13 protein-coding genes and 1 pseudogene are annotated in these 13,726 nt (G+C 70.4%); 4 read left to right on the top strand and 10 right to left on the bottom strand.

Features of this window, described 5'->3' with window-relative positions; translation table 11 throughout:
• Positions 1 to 57: 57 nt before the first annotated feature.
• The 3 genes from B1A86_RS03215 to glsA all read right to left on the bottom strand — a co-directional run bounded on the left by B1A86_RS03215 (position 58) and on the right by glsA (position 3,130).
• Positions 58 to 1,128: a nucleoside hydrolase gene (locus tag B1A86_RS03215; RefSeq protein WP_078026179.1), complete on the bottom strand. Its 1,071-nt coding sequence runs from the start codon at positions 1,126 to 1,128 to the stop codon at positions 58 to 60.
• The gene (locus tag B1A86_RS03210) at positions 1,125 to 2,063 is read right to left on the bottom strand and encodes an SDR family oxidoreductase (protein WP_078026180.1); all 939 of its coding nucleotides are present in this window, start codon (positions 2,061 to 2,063) and stop codon (positions 1,125 to 1,127) included. The genes B1A86_RS03215 and B1A86_RS03210 overlap by 4 nt, the downstream gene beginning before the upstream one ends.
• A 110-nt stretch (positions 2,064 to 2,173) precedes the next feature.
• On the bottom strand, positions 2,174 to 3,130 hold the full coding sequence (gene glsA / locus B1A86_RS03205; protein ID WP_168196729.1) for a glutaminase A: 957 nt from the start codon (positions 3,128 to 3,130) through the stop codon (positions 2,174 to 2,176).
• Positions 3,131 to 3,227: 97 nt separating this feature from the next.
• Here glsA and B1A86_RS11685 point away from each other — a divergent pair, with 97 nt between their 5' ends.
• Both B1A86_RS11685 and B1A86_RS03195 read left to right on the top strand, forming a co-directional pair.
• Positions 3,228 to 3,605 (top strand): hypothetical protein, encoded by a 378-nt coding sequence (locus tag B1A86_RS11685; RefSeq protein ID WP_152743227.1) that lies wholly within the window; start codon positions 3,228 to 3,230, stop codon positions 3,603 to 3,605.
• Between the two features lie 87 nt (positions 3,606 to 3,692).
• Entirely contained in the window at positions 3,693 to 4,538 is an 846-nt protein-coding gene (locus B1A86_RS03195) for an alpha/beta fold hydrolase (RefSeq protein ID WP_020626611.1), read from the top strand.
• Between the two features lie 478 nt (positions 4,539 to 5,016).
• On the opposite strand, the pseudogene B1A86_RS03185 reads toward B1A86_RS03195, so the two are convergent.
• A pseudogene (locus B1A86_RS03185) lies at positions 5,017 to 5,358 on the bottom strand (transposase); the annotation flags it as partial.
• Positions 5,359 to 5,668: 310 nt separating this feature from the next.
• On the opposite strand from B1A86_RS03185, the gene B1A86_RS03180 reads away from it, so the two are divergent.
• Together B1A86_RS03180 and B1A86_RS03175 are read left to right on the top strand one after the other, a co-directional pair.
• The gene (locus B1A86_RS03180) at positions 5,669 to 6,079 is read left to right on the top strand and encodes a four-helix bundle copper-binding protein (RefSeq protein WP_002854316.1); all 411 of its coding nucleotides are present in this window, start codon (positions 5,669 to 5,671) and stop codon (positions 6,077 to 6,079) included.
• A 96-nt stretch (positions 6,080 to 6,175) separates the two neighbouring features.
• Positions 6,176 to 7,060, top strand: coding sequence for a fructose bisphosphate aldolase (locus tag B1A86_RS03175; RefSeq protein WP_020621533.1), 885 nt, complete (start codon positions 6,176 to 6,178; stop codon positions 7,058 to 7,060).
• A 106-nt stretch (positions 7,061 to 7,166) separates the two neighbouring features.
• On the opposite strand, the gene B1A86_RS03170 is transcribed toward B1A86_RS03175, so the two are convergent.
• From B1A86_RS03170 to B1A86_RS03145, 6 genes are all read right to left on the bottom strand, one after another.
• The gene (locus B1A86_RS03170) at positions 7,167 to 8,222 is read right to left on the bottom strand and encodes a type II glyceraldehyde-3-phosphate dehydrogenase (RefSeq protein WP_020621534.1); all 1,056 of its coding nucleotides are present in this window, start codon (positions 8,220 to 8,222) and stop codon (positions 7,167 to 7,169) included.
• 88 nt (positions 8,223 to 8,310) lie between these two features.
• Positions 8,311 to 8,994: a DUF305 domain-containing protein gene (locus B1A86_RS03165; protein WP_020621535.1), complete on the bottom strand. Its 684-nt coding sequence runs from the start codon at positions 8,992 to 8,994 to the stop codon at positions 8,311 to 8,313.
• 59 nt (positions 8,995 to 9,053) lie between these two features.
• Entirely contained in the window at positions 9,054 to 11,294 is a 2,241-nt protein-coding gene (locus tag B1A86_RS03160; RefSeq protein ID WP_078026184.1) for a copper-translocating P-type ATPase, read from the bottom strand.
• Between the two features lie 75 nt (positions 11,295 to 11,369).
• Complete coding sequence (locus tag B1A86_RS03155; protein WP_002854303.1) at positions 11,370 to 11,699, bottom strand: heavy-metal-associated domain-containing protein; 330 nt, start codon at positions 11,697 to 11,699, stop codon at positions 11,370 to 11,372.
• Positions 11,700 to 11,796: 97 nt separating this feature from the next.
• The gene (locus B1A86_RS03150) at positions 11,797 to 12,939 is read right to left on the bottom strand and encodes a cell wall metabolism sensor histidine kinase WalK (RefSeq protein ID WP_002854301.1); all 1,143 of its coding nucleotides are present in this window, start codon (positions 12,937 to 12,939) and stop codon (positions 11,797 to 11,799) included.
• Positions 12,936 to 13,661, bottom strand: coding sequence for a response regulator transcription factor (locus tag B1A86_RS03145; RefSeq protein ID WP_036340673.1), 726 nt, complete (start codon positions 13,659 to 13,661; stop codon positions 12,936 to 12,938). The genes B1A86_RS03150 and B1A86_RS03145 overlap by 4 nt, the downstream gene beginning before the upstream one ends.
• Between the last annotated feature and the right edge of the window lie 65 nt (positions 13,662 to 13,726).

Raw genomic sequence — 13,726 nt, 5'->3', positions numbered from 1 at the left:
GTCGGGCGGATGCCTCGGGTGCAACCGCACGCGGACGGGGGGCATTCCCGACGGCGGTCACCGGGCCGGGGAACCGCCGTCGAGCGTGCGCTCCCCCGCGACGACGGCGCCCACCGCGCGGGCGAAGGCCGCGAACACCTCCGCGGGGTCGTTGGCCGTGACGAGCTGGGCGTTGGGGCGCCTGCCCCAGATGTCCCGCGTGTCGTGGACGGTGGTGCCGCGCAGCAGCTCCGAGTCCGCCTCGACGTCGACGACGGTGGCCCGCGTGGCGATCCGGGCCTGGCCCGCGGCCACCTGGGCGGCGAAGAGGTCGTGCAGGTGGGCGATGTAGCCCTGGTCGTAGTCGTGGTGGAACTCGAAGTAGAAGCGCAGCGCGTCGGCGAGCACGTCCAGGACGGGGCTGCCGGTCGCGGCGTCCGGCCCGGCGACCCGCGGCCGGTCCGCGGACCAGCCGACGGGGTGGGCGCCGGCGTCGGCCAGGAGGCCGTCCAGCAGGGCGGGCGTGTACTCGATCCGCTCCGTGGTCTCGAGCGCGCAGACGATCGGCAGGCGGTCCTCGGGCAGGCCCTCGACGGCCGCGAACACCTCCTTCGCGGCGTCGGGGTCCACCCAGGTGTTCCACTCGGCGGTGGGCGTGGTGTTGCCCGGATGATAGAAGGAGCCGCCCATGATCACGATGCCGCGGGCGAGGAACGGCAGGCGCGGCTCGGTGCGCAGGGCGAGGGCCAGGTTCGTCAGCGGCGCGGTGCAGAGGATCGCCGTCTCCCCGGGGTGAGCCCGCAGCTCGTCCAGCCACACGTCCACGGCGGGCCGGGGCGAGAGCCGCTCGGGGCGCCGAACGATCCGGGCATGGCCGAGGCCGCCGTCGCCGTGGGTCTCCGGGGTGGTGACCGCGGGGCGGCGCAGCGGGGTCTCGGCACCGACGGCCACCTCGACGTCGGCCCGGCCGGCCAGGTCCAGGACCGCGGCGGTGTTGAGGGCGCAGTCCCGGGCGGTCGCGTTGCCGCCCGTGGTGGTGACGGCCGCGAGCTCGGGGCCGGCACCGAGGCGGTGGGCGCCCACGAGGTGGAGCAGGGCACAGGCGTCGTCGATGCCGGTGTCGACGTCGGCGAGGAGGCGGGCGGTCACGGGGTGGGCGTGCCGCCGTTGGCGTTGAGGGTCTCGCCGTTGACGTAGCTGGACTCGCCCGAGGCAAGGAACACGTAGGCGGGCGCCATCTCCACGGGCTGGCCGGCGCGGCCGATGGGGTTGCTGTGGCCGAACTCGGGCAGCTTCTCCTCGGGCTCACCGTAGGACACGTGCTGCACCGTCCAGATGGGCCCGGGCGCCACCGCGTTGACACGGATGCCCTTCGGGCCGAGCTGCTCGGCCAGGCCCTTGGTGAAGTTGTTGATGGCGCCCTTGGTGGCCGCGTAGTCGAGGAGCCTCGGGTTGGGGTTGTAGGCCTGCACCGAGGTGGTGTTCACGATCGTGCTGCCCGGGCCCATGTGCTTCAGCGCGGCGCGGCTGAGCGTGAACATGGACATGATGTTGATCTGGAACGTCTCGTGGACCTGCTCGTCGGTGAGATCGGTCAGGTCATCGGAGATGAACTGCTTGCCCGCGTTGTTCACGAGGATGTCCAGGCCACCGAGGCGCTGCGCGGCCTCGTCCACGAGGGAGGCGCGGTAGTCGGCGTCCATCAGGTCGCCCGGCAACGCGACGGCGGTGCGCCCGGCCGCCTCGATCGCCGCCAGGACGCGGTCGGCGTCGGGCTGCTCCTGAGGCAGGTAGGCGATGGCGACGTCCGCGCCCTCACGGGCGTAGGCGATGGCGACCGCGGCACCGATGCCGGAGTCGCCGCCGGTGATCAGGGCCTTGCGGCCGGTCAGCCGACCCATCCCCCGGTACGAGTCCAGACCGATGTCCGGGACGGGATCCGTCTTCACGTCCAGGCCCGGCTCGGGCTGGCGCTGCTTGTCGACGCGGAGCTTCGGGTGGCGGGTGCGCGGGTCGTCGTGGGCCAGTTGGGAGTCCTGCACGGGGATCGCGGGGGCGTCGTCCTTCTTCTCTGGAGTGGTCATGGGCCCGATGCTACGCGGCGCGCGCCAGAGGGTGACAAGGGACGGAGCGCGGCGTCGTCGGCGGGGTGGCCCACGCGACGACGGCGCGGCGGCTAGGCATCAGCGCGGGGTCAGCGGGGCCCGCTGAGACCGCGCAGGGCGCCACGGTGCTGGAGCACGTGCAGGTCCCAGCGCGCGCTAAGCCCCTCGAACAACCCGATGCCACGCCGGGAGTTACCTTGCTCGTCCAGGCGCGGCGACCACGCGGCGAGGCCCAGGGCCCCGGGCACGGCACCGAGCAGCGCGCCCGAGACGCCGGACTTCGCGGGCACGCCGACCTCAGCCACCCACTGGCCGCTGGCGTCGTACATGCCGCAGGTGAGCATCACGGACATCGTCTGCTGCGCCACCCACTCGTCCAGCACCCGCTCCCCCGTCACGGGGTTCGTGCCGCCAGCGGCGAGGGTGGCGCCCATGACGGCCAGCTGGGGTGCGGTGACCAGGACCGAGCACTGCGCGAGGTACCCGGCCACGGCCTCGCGGGCCGAGATGGGCAGCCGGCCGGCGTCGGCGAGCAGGTGGGCCAGGCCCAGGTTGCGGTCGGCGCGGGTGCGTTCGGCGTCGAGGACGTCCTCGCAGACCTCCAGCTCGACGCCGGCCAGCGCGCTGTAGCGGCGCAGCAGCAGGGCCGTCCGCTCGTCCTCGTCCCCGGCGGGCAGGAGGGAGTGGACCAGGATGGCGCCGGCGTTGATCAGCGGGTTGCACGGCCGGCCGTCGTCGTGCAGGGACAGGTGGTTGAACGACTCACCGGAGGGCTCGACGCCCACGTCCTCCAGCACGTGGTCCAGGCCGATCTCCTGCAGCACCACCGCGTAGGTGAGGGCCTTGGAGACCGACTGCAGCGCGAAGGCGTGCTCGGTCTCCCCGGCGGCGGCCTGGTGGCCGTCCACCGTGCACACCGCCACGGCGAGGCCGTCCACATGCTGGCCGGCGACGTCCTCGAGGTAGTCGGAGGGCTCGCCGCGGCGGTCCGACTCCACCTCGCCGAGCATCGCGCGCAGGTCGTCGTCGAATCGCGTCGTGTCCATTCCTGTCACAGTAGTGGACGGGCGCCCGGGTCGCGGGCGGGCACCGGGCCGGTCACGGCGTTCACTGGACCGGGGCAATCGGGCCCAGCGGCAGGTCATGGCAAGACCCGGGGACCCGGGCCGGGAGTGTCGTCGGGGGCTGGATGTGCGGATCGGGACCTCCGGCTGGATCTACAAGCACGGGCGCGGGACCTTCTACCCGCAGGGGCTGCGGATCGCCGATCAGCTCGACCACTGCACGGAGCGCGACCGGGTGTCTCGCCTACGTGCGCTTCCACAACGCGGACCCGGACCGGCGCTACGGCGGATCGTTCTCCGACGCCGAGCTCGCCCCTGGGTGGGGCGGCTGCGGGAGCTGACCGGCGCGGACGCGGCGGGCGCACGGCCCGCTCACGTCTCCTTCTACAACGACAACCACGGCCACGCCGCCTTCAACGCGCTGACGCTGCGCAGGATGGCGGAGGCCGAAGCCTGACACGTGCCGAGCGCGTGCCTAGCGTGAGGAGGAAGCGGCGGCCGAGCGCCGCCGTCGTCCCCCGAGAGCACAGGAAGGCATGCGCACATGACCCTCATGCAGATCCCCACGGACCACGGCACGATCGGGCTGAACGTGGAGGAGTCCGGCCATGGGCGCCCCGTGGTCCTCATCCACGGCTGGCCGCTGACCCTCGACTCCTGGAAGGACCAGGTCGCAGCCCTGTCCCCGCACTATCGCGTGATCACCTACGACCGGCGCGGCTTCGGCGCCTCGGAGAAGCCCGCCGGCGGCTACGACTACGACACGATGACCGCCGACCTGTACGGCCTGCTCACCGAGCTCGACTTGCGCGACGTGACGCTCGTGGGCTTCTCGATGGGCGGCGGCGAGGTGGCGCGCTACATGTCCCGATTCGGCGCGGACCGGATCCACTCGGTGGTGTTCGCCGGCGCCGTGCCCCCGTACCTGCTGAAGACCGACGACAACCCGGACGGCCCGCTGACCGAGAAGCAGGCCGCCGAGATGCGCGCGGGTCTCGAGAAGGACCGCGAGTCGTTCTTCGACGACTTCACGACGACGTTCTTCTCCACCCCCAAGCTCGCCGGCCTGACCAGCAGCCTGAAGGTCACCGAGGAACAGCGCCAGGAGGCCATCCGGATGGCGCTGCAGTCCGACCAGACGGCGGCGCTGGCCTGCATGGACGCGTTCGGGGCCACCGACTTCCGCCGCGACCTGCCCGCAGTGACTGTGCCGGCCCTGGTCCTGCACGGCGACGCCGACCAGATCGTGCCGTTCGAGGGCTCCGGCAAGCGGACGCACAAGGCGATCGACGGCAGCCGCGTCGAACTGGTCAAGGATGCCCCGCACGGCTTCAACACCAGCCACTCCGAGGAGTTCAACCGGATCCTGCTGGAATTCCTGGCGGAGTGAGGGGGCAGGTAGGCCCACCAGAGTGCTGAACGCGACACGGCGCTCGTGGGGGTGGTGCATGCCATCCACCACGGCGCCGACGCTGACCTGTCAGGCTCGATCCGACGCCGTGATCACCCGGAGCGCGGGATCAGGCCGACCGGCCGGCAGAACCGCGCGTCAGGACGTCGAGTACGAAGCCGATCGGCCCATGACGGGTGCGCGCGTCCTGAAATAGGCCAGATCGGAACTGCGAGCCCCGGTCCTCGTGCACCAGGCACCCAGCCACCACGGCTGCACCGCCGCGGCCTGCGACGGCCTTGTTCGCGCAGAGACAGAGCTTCTCCTCAGCCGTGAAGTGCTTCCTGATGTCGGTCAGTCAGAGCCTGCGCGGCGCTTCTGGAGCGGGCTGGCGCACAGACCGAGGTGCTGTCGATCCATGACGGCGAGATTCAGGCGCGTGAGAAGGGTCTGCCATGAGTTTGCGCGACACGAGTTATCAGGCGGCGGCAGCCGCCTGGACTGATTGAACCATCTCGAACTCGACAGGGGTGAGCTTCCCGAGACGGGCCTGCCTACGACGGCGGTGATAGGTCCGCTCGATCCAGCTCACGATCGCGAGCCAGAGCTGGTCGAAGGACTGCCAGCGACGCCGGTTCAGCACGTTCTTCTGCAACAGCGCGAAGAAGGATTCCATTGCCGCGTTGTCCCCAGCAGCACCGACCCTGCCCATCGACCCGACCAGGCCGTTGACCCGGAGCGTCTCCACGAACCGCCTGGCTCGAAATTGCGATCCTCGATCCGAATGCACCCGGCAACCCTGCACCGGCGGCCTCGACGCCCCTGGTCGGATCGCATAAGCGCTCTTCCTGACACCGACCGTCCGGTCCGACAGGATCCACGTTGAGGCGAGCCCTGCTGGTCCTCCCCGTCGGCGTGGTCCTCAGGGCCGTCGGCCGGGCTGAGGGGCGGCTGGTCACACCTGCGTCATCCCTGCCCGTAAAGGAGTCCGCGGGCCTCCGTGGCCGGCGATCTTCACGGAACCTTCAAGGTTGAGCCCTTCACCCGCGTCGGCGGGGCGGTCTACGGTCGATGGCAGGGCGGGCCGGCGAAGGCCGGTGCGTCGGATCAGATCGACGAAGGAGCACATCATGACCCATCACGTGAGCGCCATGCTGGACACCTACCCAAAGAATGTGGGCAACATCGACCGGCAGAAGCTGGCCGAGTGCATCCAGGCCTGCTTCGAGTGCGCCCAGACCTGCACGGCCTGCGCGGACGCCTGCCTGGCCGAGGACATGGTGGCCGACCTGAGGCAGTGCATCCGGTTGAACCTGGACTGCGCCGATGTTTGCGCCGCCACAGGCCGGATGCTGTCCCGGCAGACCGGCAACAACGTCGAGACCACCCGCGCCCTGCTCGAGGCCTGCCGGGCCGCCTGCAAGACGTGCGGGGACGAATGCGAGAGCCACGCCCAGATGCACGAGCACTGCAAGGTGTGTGCCGAGGCCTGCCGCCGGTGTGAGCAGGCCTGCGCCGACCTGCTCGTCACCCTGGGTTGAGCCTGCTGATGACCGTTCCCCCTTGAGGGCGGCCAGTCGTCCATGACGCGCGCAGGGAACCCGGACCACCGTGCTCCCTCGCCGCGGAAGGCTCCCATGGACTCGGAGAAGTATCAGAGGGTCAGGAACGGTGCCGGATTCGTCGCGGCGCTGGACCAGAGCGGGGGCAGCACCCCGGCGGCCTTGCACCTCTACGGGATCGACAAGGATGCCTACTCCGGCCCAGAGGAGATGTTCGACCTGGTACACCAGTTGCGCACACGTATCATCACCAGCCCCAGCTTCGACGGTGAGCGCGTCATGGGGGCCATCCTGTTCGAGAACACAATGAACCGCCAGGTGGAGGGTTCCCCCACGGGCGACTACCTGTGGAACAGCAAAGGCATCGTGCCCTTCCTCAAAATCGACCAGGGCTTGGCCCCGGAACAGCAAGGCGCCCAGCTCATGAAACCCATCCCGCACCTGGATGACTTACTGTCTCGAGCCGTCGAAAAGCACATGTTCGGAACGAAGATGCGCTCGGTCATCAAGCTGCCCGGGGACGGGGTGGGCTCCGTCGTGGAGCAGCAGTTCGGGCTCGCCCGTCAGATCCTCGTTACCGGGCTGGTGCCCATCATCGAGCCCGAGGTGGATATCCGCAGCCCCCGCAAGGCCGAGGTGGAGGACCAGCTCAAGGCGGCAATCCTCGCCCAACTGGACAAGCTCGGAGACGACCAGTCGGTCATCCTCAAAGTGACGCTGCCGGAGCGGGCGGACTTCTACCGCGAGTTCGTGGACCATCCCCGAGTGATCCGCGTCCTGGCCCTGTCGGGCGGCTATACCCGGGCCCAGGCCACCACCCTGCTGGCCCGCAACCACGGCGTGATCGCCAGCTTCTCCCGCGCCCTGACCGAAGGGCTGAGTACGGCCCAGAGCCCAGCGCAGTTCAATGCGGTGTTGGATGAGGCCATCAACGCGATCGCGACGGCCTCTCGCACCTGACCGGAGGCCATAGGACCGCTGCGGTAGTCCGCGGCCGCCGAAGCGGTGTCCGACCACCCCCCATTCCTGGGGCCGGGCACCGCCTCAGCGGCGTCTGCCGCGCAGTTCAACGGGCAGCCACCGAGGAGCGCACGAAGTCCTGGCGCACCCCCAAGGCGCGGTCGGTGCACCGGATGGACTCGCCGCCGTCGTCGACGGTTCCGGTGAGGGCCCGGATCGCGTCGATGTTCTCGGGGATGACGATCGCCTGGTTGTCCACCGTGTAGGTGTAGTACAGCTCGTTGCCGTCCACGGTGAGGATGTCTTCCCAGAGGGCCACCTCATACATATCACCCCGGGGCCGGCCCAGGTCCTCCATGAGTTCCACGGTGCTATTGACCGCCACGACGCCGTCCGAGCGCCGGACGAAGGCGATCCGCGGCATCGCCCGGAACGTCTCCAACACCTCCTGCTTCTCGGCCGGGCGGGTGAGCTCGATCGTCCAGTAGTGCAGGTGGTTCTGAGTGTGGGCTCCCTTGGCGGCCATGGTGACCACGTCCAGGTCCGGGACCACCGACTGGGCGTCGGGCCCCTGATGGCTGGGGATTCGGCCCTCGGGGACGATGGTGTTCATGATCCCGGAATGGTCCGATTCCCACGGATCGGTGGCCCGGCGGATGAGCACCCCCCGGGCCTTGGACAGCAGTCCGACGTCCTTCAGCGCGGTAAGGGCCCGGACGGTGGCGGTGGTATTGCAGGACACCACCCGGGTGCTGTCCCGGCCCAGGGCGGTGGCGTAGTTGGCGTGGGCGACGAAGGAGTGGCCGGTGAGATCGTGCTTCTCCCCGCCCTGGAACACGGATTTGACCCCGTGGGCACGGTAGAGCTCCAGGTTGCCGGCGCCCACCTGGGCCGGGGTGCAGTCCACCACGACGTCAACGTTCTCGAGCAGGTCGTGCAGGCCTCCGACGACGGGAAGGCCGGCATCCGCCATCACCGGTAGGGCCTGCTCGGTAGAGGCGTAGACGGGGATACCCTTCCCGGCCGCAGTCGCGATGCGGTAGTCAGCGATGACGTCACTGACTCCGACCAGCGCCATGTCCTCCTGGGCCCGGACCGCGTCGGCGACGCGTTTGCCGATGACCCCGTACCCGTTCACCGCGACCTTGATCTTGTCCTGCATGCTCGTCTCCTTTCCTGGAGGACCCGTTCCGGTTTCGGGGTCTATCGCCAGCCGCGTCTCACCGGATCCCCGCAGCGGACGACGGTGCTCAGAGCTTGTCGAGCATCTGTTGCATTTCGGTGATCTCGGCCTCCTGGTCGGCGATGACCTGCTCGGCGAGCTGCACGGCCTGCGGGTTCTGGCCGTCCTTGGCCTCGTCCTTGGCCATGTCCACGGCGCCCTTGTGGTGGGCGGTCATCTGCTCCAGGTACAACCGGGCGGCCTCGGTGCCCTGGGCCTGGTCGAGGGCGGTCATGTCCTCCTCGGACATCATCCCGGACATCCCGCCGTGGTCCATGCCCTCCATACCGTCCATGCCGTCCGTGTCCACGGGGTCTTGGCCCCAGGCGGTGAGCATGGAGTTCATGCGCTTGATCTCCGGCCCCTGGGCGTCGATGACCTTCTGGGCGAACGCGGCCACCTCCGCCGGGACGTCATCCTTGGCCAGCAGCATCTCGCTCATCTCAACGGCCTGCTGGTGGTGCGGGATCATCATTTGGGCGAACATCACGTCCGCGTCGTTGTGCTCGGCGGAGACCTCCTCAGCCGAACCGGTCGCCGTGGTGGACGGTGTCGCGGTGGCCGTCGCCGCAGGGGTGGCGGCCGGGGCGGAGCTGGCCGCAGTGGCCGAGGCCTCAGCGCCGGCGTTCTCGTCCTGGGCGCCGGTGCCGCAGGCGGTCAAGGTCAGGGCGGAGGCCAGGGCCAGGGCGGTCAGCGTCATGGTGCGTTTCATGGTGGGTCCTTTCATGGTGGGTTGAGGGTTCACATCAGGGTTCACGCCAAGGGGCGAGATCAGGAAACCGCAGCCGGCTGAAGGGCAGCCTGCGACCGGGGGCGCTCGAGAGGAGCCAGGTGCTCCGGGTCCAGGTCGATCCGGCGCAGCAGCTGGGCGTTGAGGGCGACCACGATGGTGGAGACGGACATCAGGATCGCGCCCACCGCGGGGGAGAGCACGAACCCGATCGGGGCGAGCACGCCGGCGGCCAGCGGCACGGCGAGCACGTTGTAGCCGGTGGCCCACACCAGGTTCTGGATCATCTTGGTGTAGCTGGCCTGGGAGAGCTCGATCATCGACAGCACCGCGCGGGGGTCGTTGCTGGCCAGCACAACGCCGGCGGACTCCATGGCCACGTCGGTGCCGGCGCCGATGGCGATGCCGACCTCGGCCCGCGCCAGCGCCGGGGCGTCGTTGACGCCGTCGCCCACCATGGCCACGGACAGTCCCCGGGACTGCAACTCGGTGACCTTGGTGTCCTTGTCCTGGGGGAGGACCTCGGCGAAGACCTCGTCGATGCCCAGGTCCGCCCCGACGGCCTCGGCGACCTGGCGGGCATCGCCGGTGATCATCGCGACCTTGATGCCGCGGGCGTGCAGGGCGGCCACGGCGGCCCGGGACTCGGGGCGGACCTTGTCCTCCACGGCGACCGCGCCGATAACGGACCCCTCGCGCAGCACGTGCAACACCCCGGCCCCGCGCGCGGTCCAGGAGGCGGTGTGCTCAGTGATCTCCGCCGGCATGGTCAGGTTAAGCTCGCGCAGCATGTTCGGGCCCCCGACGAGGATCTCGGAGCCGTCCACGGTGGCGCGCACCCCGCGGCCCATGGCAGCACTGAAGTCCGTGCCGCGCTTGCGCAACGTGCTGGCCTGCGGGTGCTGCCCGGCGGCGGTGACGATGGCCCGGGCCACGGGGTGCTCGCTGTCAGCCTCGGCCGCGGCGGCCACCGCCAGCAGTTCTGCCTCGGACACGCCGGGCATCGCGGTGACGGCGGTGACGACGTGGGCGCCCTCGGTCAGGGTGCCGGTCTTGTCGAACAGGACCACGTCGATGGTGCGCATCCGCTCCAGGGCCATCCGGTCCTTGATCAGGACCCCGGACTTGGCGGCCTTCTCCGTGGAGAGGGCGATCACCAGCGGGATGGCCAGGCCCAGGGCGTGCGGGCAGGCGATCACCAGCACGGTCACGGTGCGGGTGACCGCGTCGGTGGGCTGGCCGATCGCGGTCCACACGATCGCGGTGATGATCGCCGCAACCAGGGCGAACCAGAACAGCAGGGCCGCCGCCCGGTCGGCCAACGCCTGGGCGCGGGAGGAGGATTCCTGGGCGTCGGCGACCATCCGCTGGATCCCGGCCAGGGTCGTGTCGGTCCCGACGGCGGCCACCTTCACCCGCACGGTGTTGTCGGTGGCCACGGTCCCAGCGACCACCGTGTCCCCGGCCTGGCGCAGCACGGGCTTCGACTCCCCGGTGATCATCGCCTCGTCGAACTCCGCGGCGCCCTCGAGGATGGTCCCGTCGGCCGGCACCCGGGCCCCGGCCCGCACTAGCACCACATCGCCCACGGCCAACTCGGTGATCGGCACGGTGATGGTGTCACCGTCCACGACCTTCTCGGCCTCCTCCGGCAGCAGCGCCGCCAGCGCGTCCAAGGCGGAGGAGGCCGCGCCCAGGGCGCGCATCTCCATCCAGTGGCCCAGCAGCATGATGACCACCAGCAGCGCCAGCTCCCACCAGAAGTCCAGCATCAGGTCCCCGATGCCCAGGGTCGTGACCCAGGAGGCGACGAAGGCCACCGTGATGGCCATCGCGATCAGCAGCATCATCCCGGGCTGGCGGGCGCGCAACTCGGTCAGCCCGCCCTTCAGGAAGGGCATGCCGCCATAGAGGTAGATCACGGTGCCCAGCACCGGGGCGATCCACGCCGAGCCCGGGAACTCGGGGACGTGGTAGCCCAGCAGCTGCCCGACCATGTGGCTGAAGAACACCACCGGGATGGAGAGCACCAGTGAGACCCAGAACCGGTTCTTGAACATCGCGGTGGAATGCCCGGCGTGCTGACCGTGGTCGTGGACCTGGTGGTCCTCGTCCAGGGCCGAGTGGGCGTGGCCCTGGGGCATGGCCTGCCCGTGGGCGGCCGCGTCCGCGGGGTGGTGGGCGGCATGGTCGGTGTGGTTGGCGTGGCCGGCGGGGGGGTTCGGGTCTGGGTGTTCGGCGGTCTGGTCGGTGGGGTGATCGTGGTGGTGCGGGGTGCTCATGGTGTTCCTTCTGCTCGGCGGTCTGTTCGGCGACCGGCTCGGCGGTGGGGCGCCGACCTCGAGGGGATGGGTCGGTTAGATCCGGACGCGGTAGCCGGCCGCTTCGATGGCCGTCCGCACGGAGTCCGCGGAGGCGGGCCCGGTCACGGTGACGGGGGAGGCCCCGCCGGCGACCAGTTCGACCCGGACATCGTCCACCCCGTCCAGGGCGCTCACGGCCTCGGCGACGGAGCCCACGCAGTGTCCGCAGGTCATGCCCTCCACCTGGTAGGTCGCGTCGCCGGCGCTCGTCCCGGTTGGGTCGGCACTCTGGTGCCCGGCGGGGGCGGTGGCGTCGGCGGCTGGGGCGCAGCACGAGCAGCCGTTGGTGGCCCCCGGCAGCGGGGTGCGGGCGGATTCGGTCATGACGGTCTCCTTCAGGTCTGAGGGCGGCGCCGGACGGCGCCTCTCCTCTTGGTATATACCCCCCGGGGGTATCATTCAAGGGGTGGAGCGCCGGTGTTCACGGTGGATAAACGGGTGCGCCGGTAGGTGGGCTGGTCGGGGGCTGCTTGGTGGGCAGGTCGATGGTGAACGTCGCCCCGGCCGTGGTGGAGGTGGCGCTCAAGGTGCCGCCGTGGGTCTGGATGAGAGCTCGGGAGATGGCCAGGCCGACCCCGGAGCCGCCGTGGTCACGGTCGCGGGCGGTGTCCCCGCGGTAGAAGCGTTCGAAGACGTGCGGCAGGTGCTCGGGAGAGATCCCCTCCCCGGTGTCGGTGACGCTGAGCGTGACCCCGGACGGGCTTTGTCGGGCCTCGAGGGTGACCCGGCCCCCGGCCGGGGTGTGGCGCAGGGCGTTGGTGAGCAGGTTGCCCAGGACCTGGCCCATGCGCTGGCGGTCCACGTCCACGGCCAGGCCCGGATCGGCGTCCATGGTCAGGGCCACGCCCTTGGTGGCGTAGGCCTCCTTGTGGGCCTCGGTCGCGGCATGCAGCAGCCCGCTGACCCCTTGGGGGCTGCGGTCCAGTTCGATCCGGCCCTCCTCGGCGCGGGAGACGTCGTTGATGTCCTCCACCAGCCGGGTCAACCGGGCCAGCTGCTCGCCCATCAGCTCACCGGTGGGCTCGTCCCAGTGGGACACCCCGTCTTGCAGGGCCTCGTGGTAGACGGTCAGCACGGAGACGGGGGTGCGCAGCTCGTGGGCCAGGTCCGAGAGCATCCGTCGACGGGTGTCCTCGGTGCGCTGAAGCCGTGCGGCCATGGTGTTGAAAGACCCTGCCAGCTCCTCCACCTCGGTGCCGGCGCCCATGGCCGGCACGCGGGTGTCGTACCGTCCACCGGCCATGGCCTTGGCCGCCTGGGTCAGGGCGTTGATCGGACTCTGGATCCGGCGGGCGACATGCCAGGTCAATGCCAGACAGCAGATCAAGGCCGTGGCCAGGGCCACGCCCAGGGTCCAGAAATTGGCGTCCCGGTAGGCCTGCTCCACGTGCAGCATCTGGGCTGCATCGTGTCCGGCCCCGGCCTGTTCCAGGTGCTCGTGGAACAGTGGTGGGCCGGCCAGGGAGGCCACCACCACCGCGGCCAGCACGCTGGCCCCCACCACCAGCAGCTGGGCGAGGAAGAACCGGGCCGCTAATCCTTGGTAGCGCCGCCGGCCGGTCATTGCTCCGCCATCCGGTAGCCGACCCCGCGGACGGTGTCGATATAGCGGGCCGGGTCCGCGTCGAGCTTGCGGCGCAGGTTCTTGATGTGCACGTCCACGAGCCGTTCATCGCCCACCCAGGCCGGGTCCCAGACGATATCGATCAGCTGGCGCCGGGAGAAGGCCTGGTGCGGGCGCCCCGACAAGGCGGCCAGCAGGTCGAACTCCGTGCGCGTTAGTTGCACCACCTGGCCCGACACGCGGGCCTCGTGGGCGGCCAGGTCGATGACCAGGTCACCGCAGACCCGTTCCGGTTCGGGGGCTGACACCGTTGTGCGCGGCCGGCGCATGACCGCCCCCACCCGGGCGACCAGCTCCCGGACGCTGAAGGGTTTGGTGATGTAGTCATCGGCCCCCACCGCCAATCCCTCCAACCGGTGGTGCTCATCGCCGCGGGCGGTGAGCATCAGCACATAGCACTCGGAGAAGGCCCGCACCCGCCGGCACACCTCGATCCCGTCCAGCCCGGGCAGGCCCAGGTCCAGGACTATCACGTCGGGCTCGTGAACCCGGGCGGCCTGCACTGCGGCCGGGCCGGTGTGGGTGAGGGCCACCTCGTAGCCGGCCCGCTCCAGGTAGGTGGCCACCATGCGCGCCAGCGGCTTCTCGTCATCGACCACCAACACCCGGCCGGCCGCCGGACCAGTCCCAGTGTCAGTCCCAGTGCCAGTGCCAGAGTTCATGGGTCCAGTCTCGCTCTGTCTCGCGCCCCGGCGGCTCAGAACGGTGCCGGGGCGGGGAATCTTCA

It is taken from the genome of Micrococcus sp. KBS0714 (genome assembly GCF_002008305.4).
Taxonomy (GTDB): Bacteria; Actinomycetota; Actinomycetes; order Actinomycetales; family Micrococcaceae; genus Micrococcus; species Micrococcus luteus.
Note: the sequence above shows the minus strand (reverse complement) of the source record. Positions and strands in the feature narration are given on the sequence as shown.

Bases quoted from the DNA above. Each gene is read 5' to 3' on its own strand.
- B1A86_RS03210 (WP_078026180.1), bottom strand. From the start codon at position 2,063: ATGACCACTCCAGAGAAGAAGGACGACGCCCCCGCGATCCCCGTGCAG.
- glsA (WP_168196729.1), bottom strand. From the start codon at position 3,130: ATGGACACGACGCGATTCGACGACGACCTGCGCGCGATGCTCGGCGAG.
- B1A86_RS11685 (WP_152743227.1), top strand. From the start codon at position 3,228: ATGGCAAGACCCGGGGACCCGGGCCGGGAGTGTCGTCGGGGGCTGGAT.
- B1A86_RS03195 (WP_020626611.1), top strand. From the start codon at position 3,693: ATGACCCTCATGCAGATCCCCACGGACCACGGCACGATCGGGCTGAAC.
- B1A86_RS03180 (WP_002854316.1), top strand. From the start codon at position 5,669: ATGACCCATCACGTGAGCGCCATGCTGGACACCTACCCAAAGAATGTG.
- B1A86_RS03175 (WP_020621533.1), top strand. From the start codon at position 6,176: ATGGACTCGGAGAAGTATCAGAGGGTCAGGAACGGTGCCGGATTCGTC.
- B1A86_RS03170 (WP_020621534.1), bottom strand. From the start codon at position 8,222: ATGCAGGACAAGATCAAGGTCGCGGTGAACGGGTACGGGGTCATCGGC.
- B1A86_RS03165 (WP_020621535.1), bottom strand. From the start codon at position 8,994: ATGAAACGCACCATGACGCTGACCGCCCTGGCCCTGGCCTCCGCCCTG.
- B1A86_RS03160 (WP_078026184.1), bottom strand. From the start codon at position 11,294: ATGAGCACCCCGCACCACCACGATCACCCCACCGACCAGACCGCCGAA.
- B1A86_RS03155 (WP_002854303.1), bottom strand. From the start codon at position 11,699: ATGACCGAATCCGCCCGCACCCCGCTGCCGGGGGCCACCAACGGCTGC.
- B1A86_RS03150 (WP_002854301.1), bottom strand. From the start codon at position 12,939: ATGACCGGCCGGCGGCGCTACCAAGGATTAGCGGCCCGGTTCTTCCTC.
- B1A86_RS03145 (WP_036340673.1), bottom strand. From the start codon at position 13,661: ATGAACTCTGGCACTGGCACTGGGACTGACACTGGGACTGGTCCGGCG.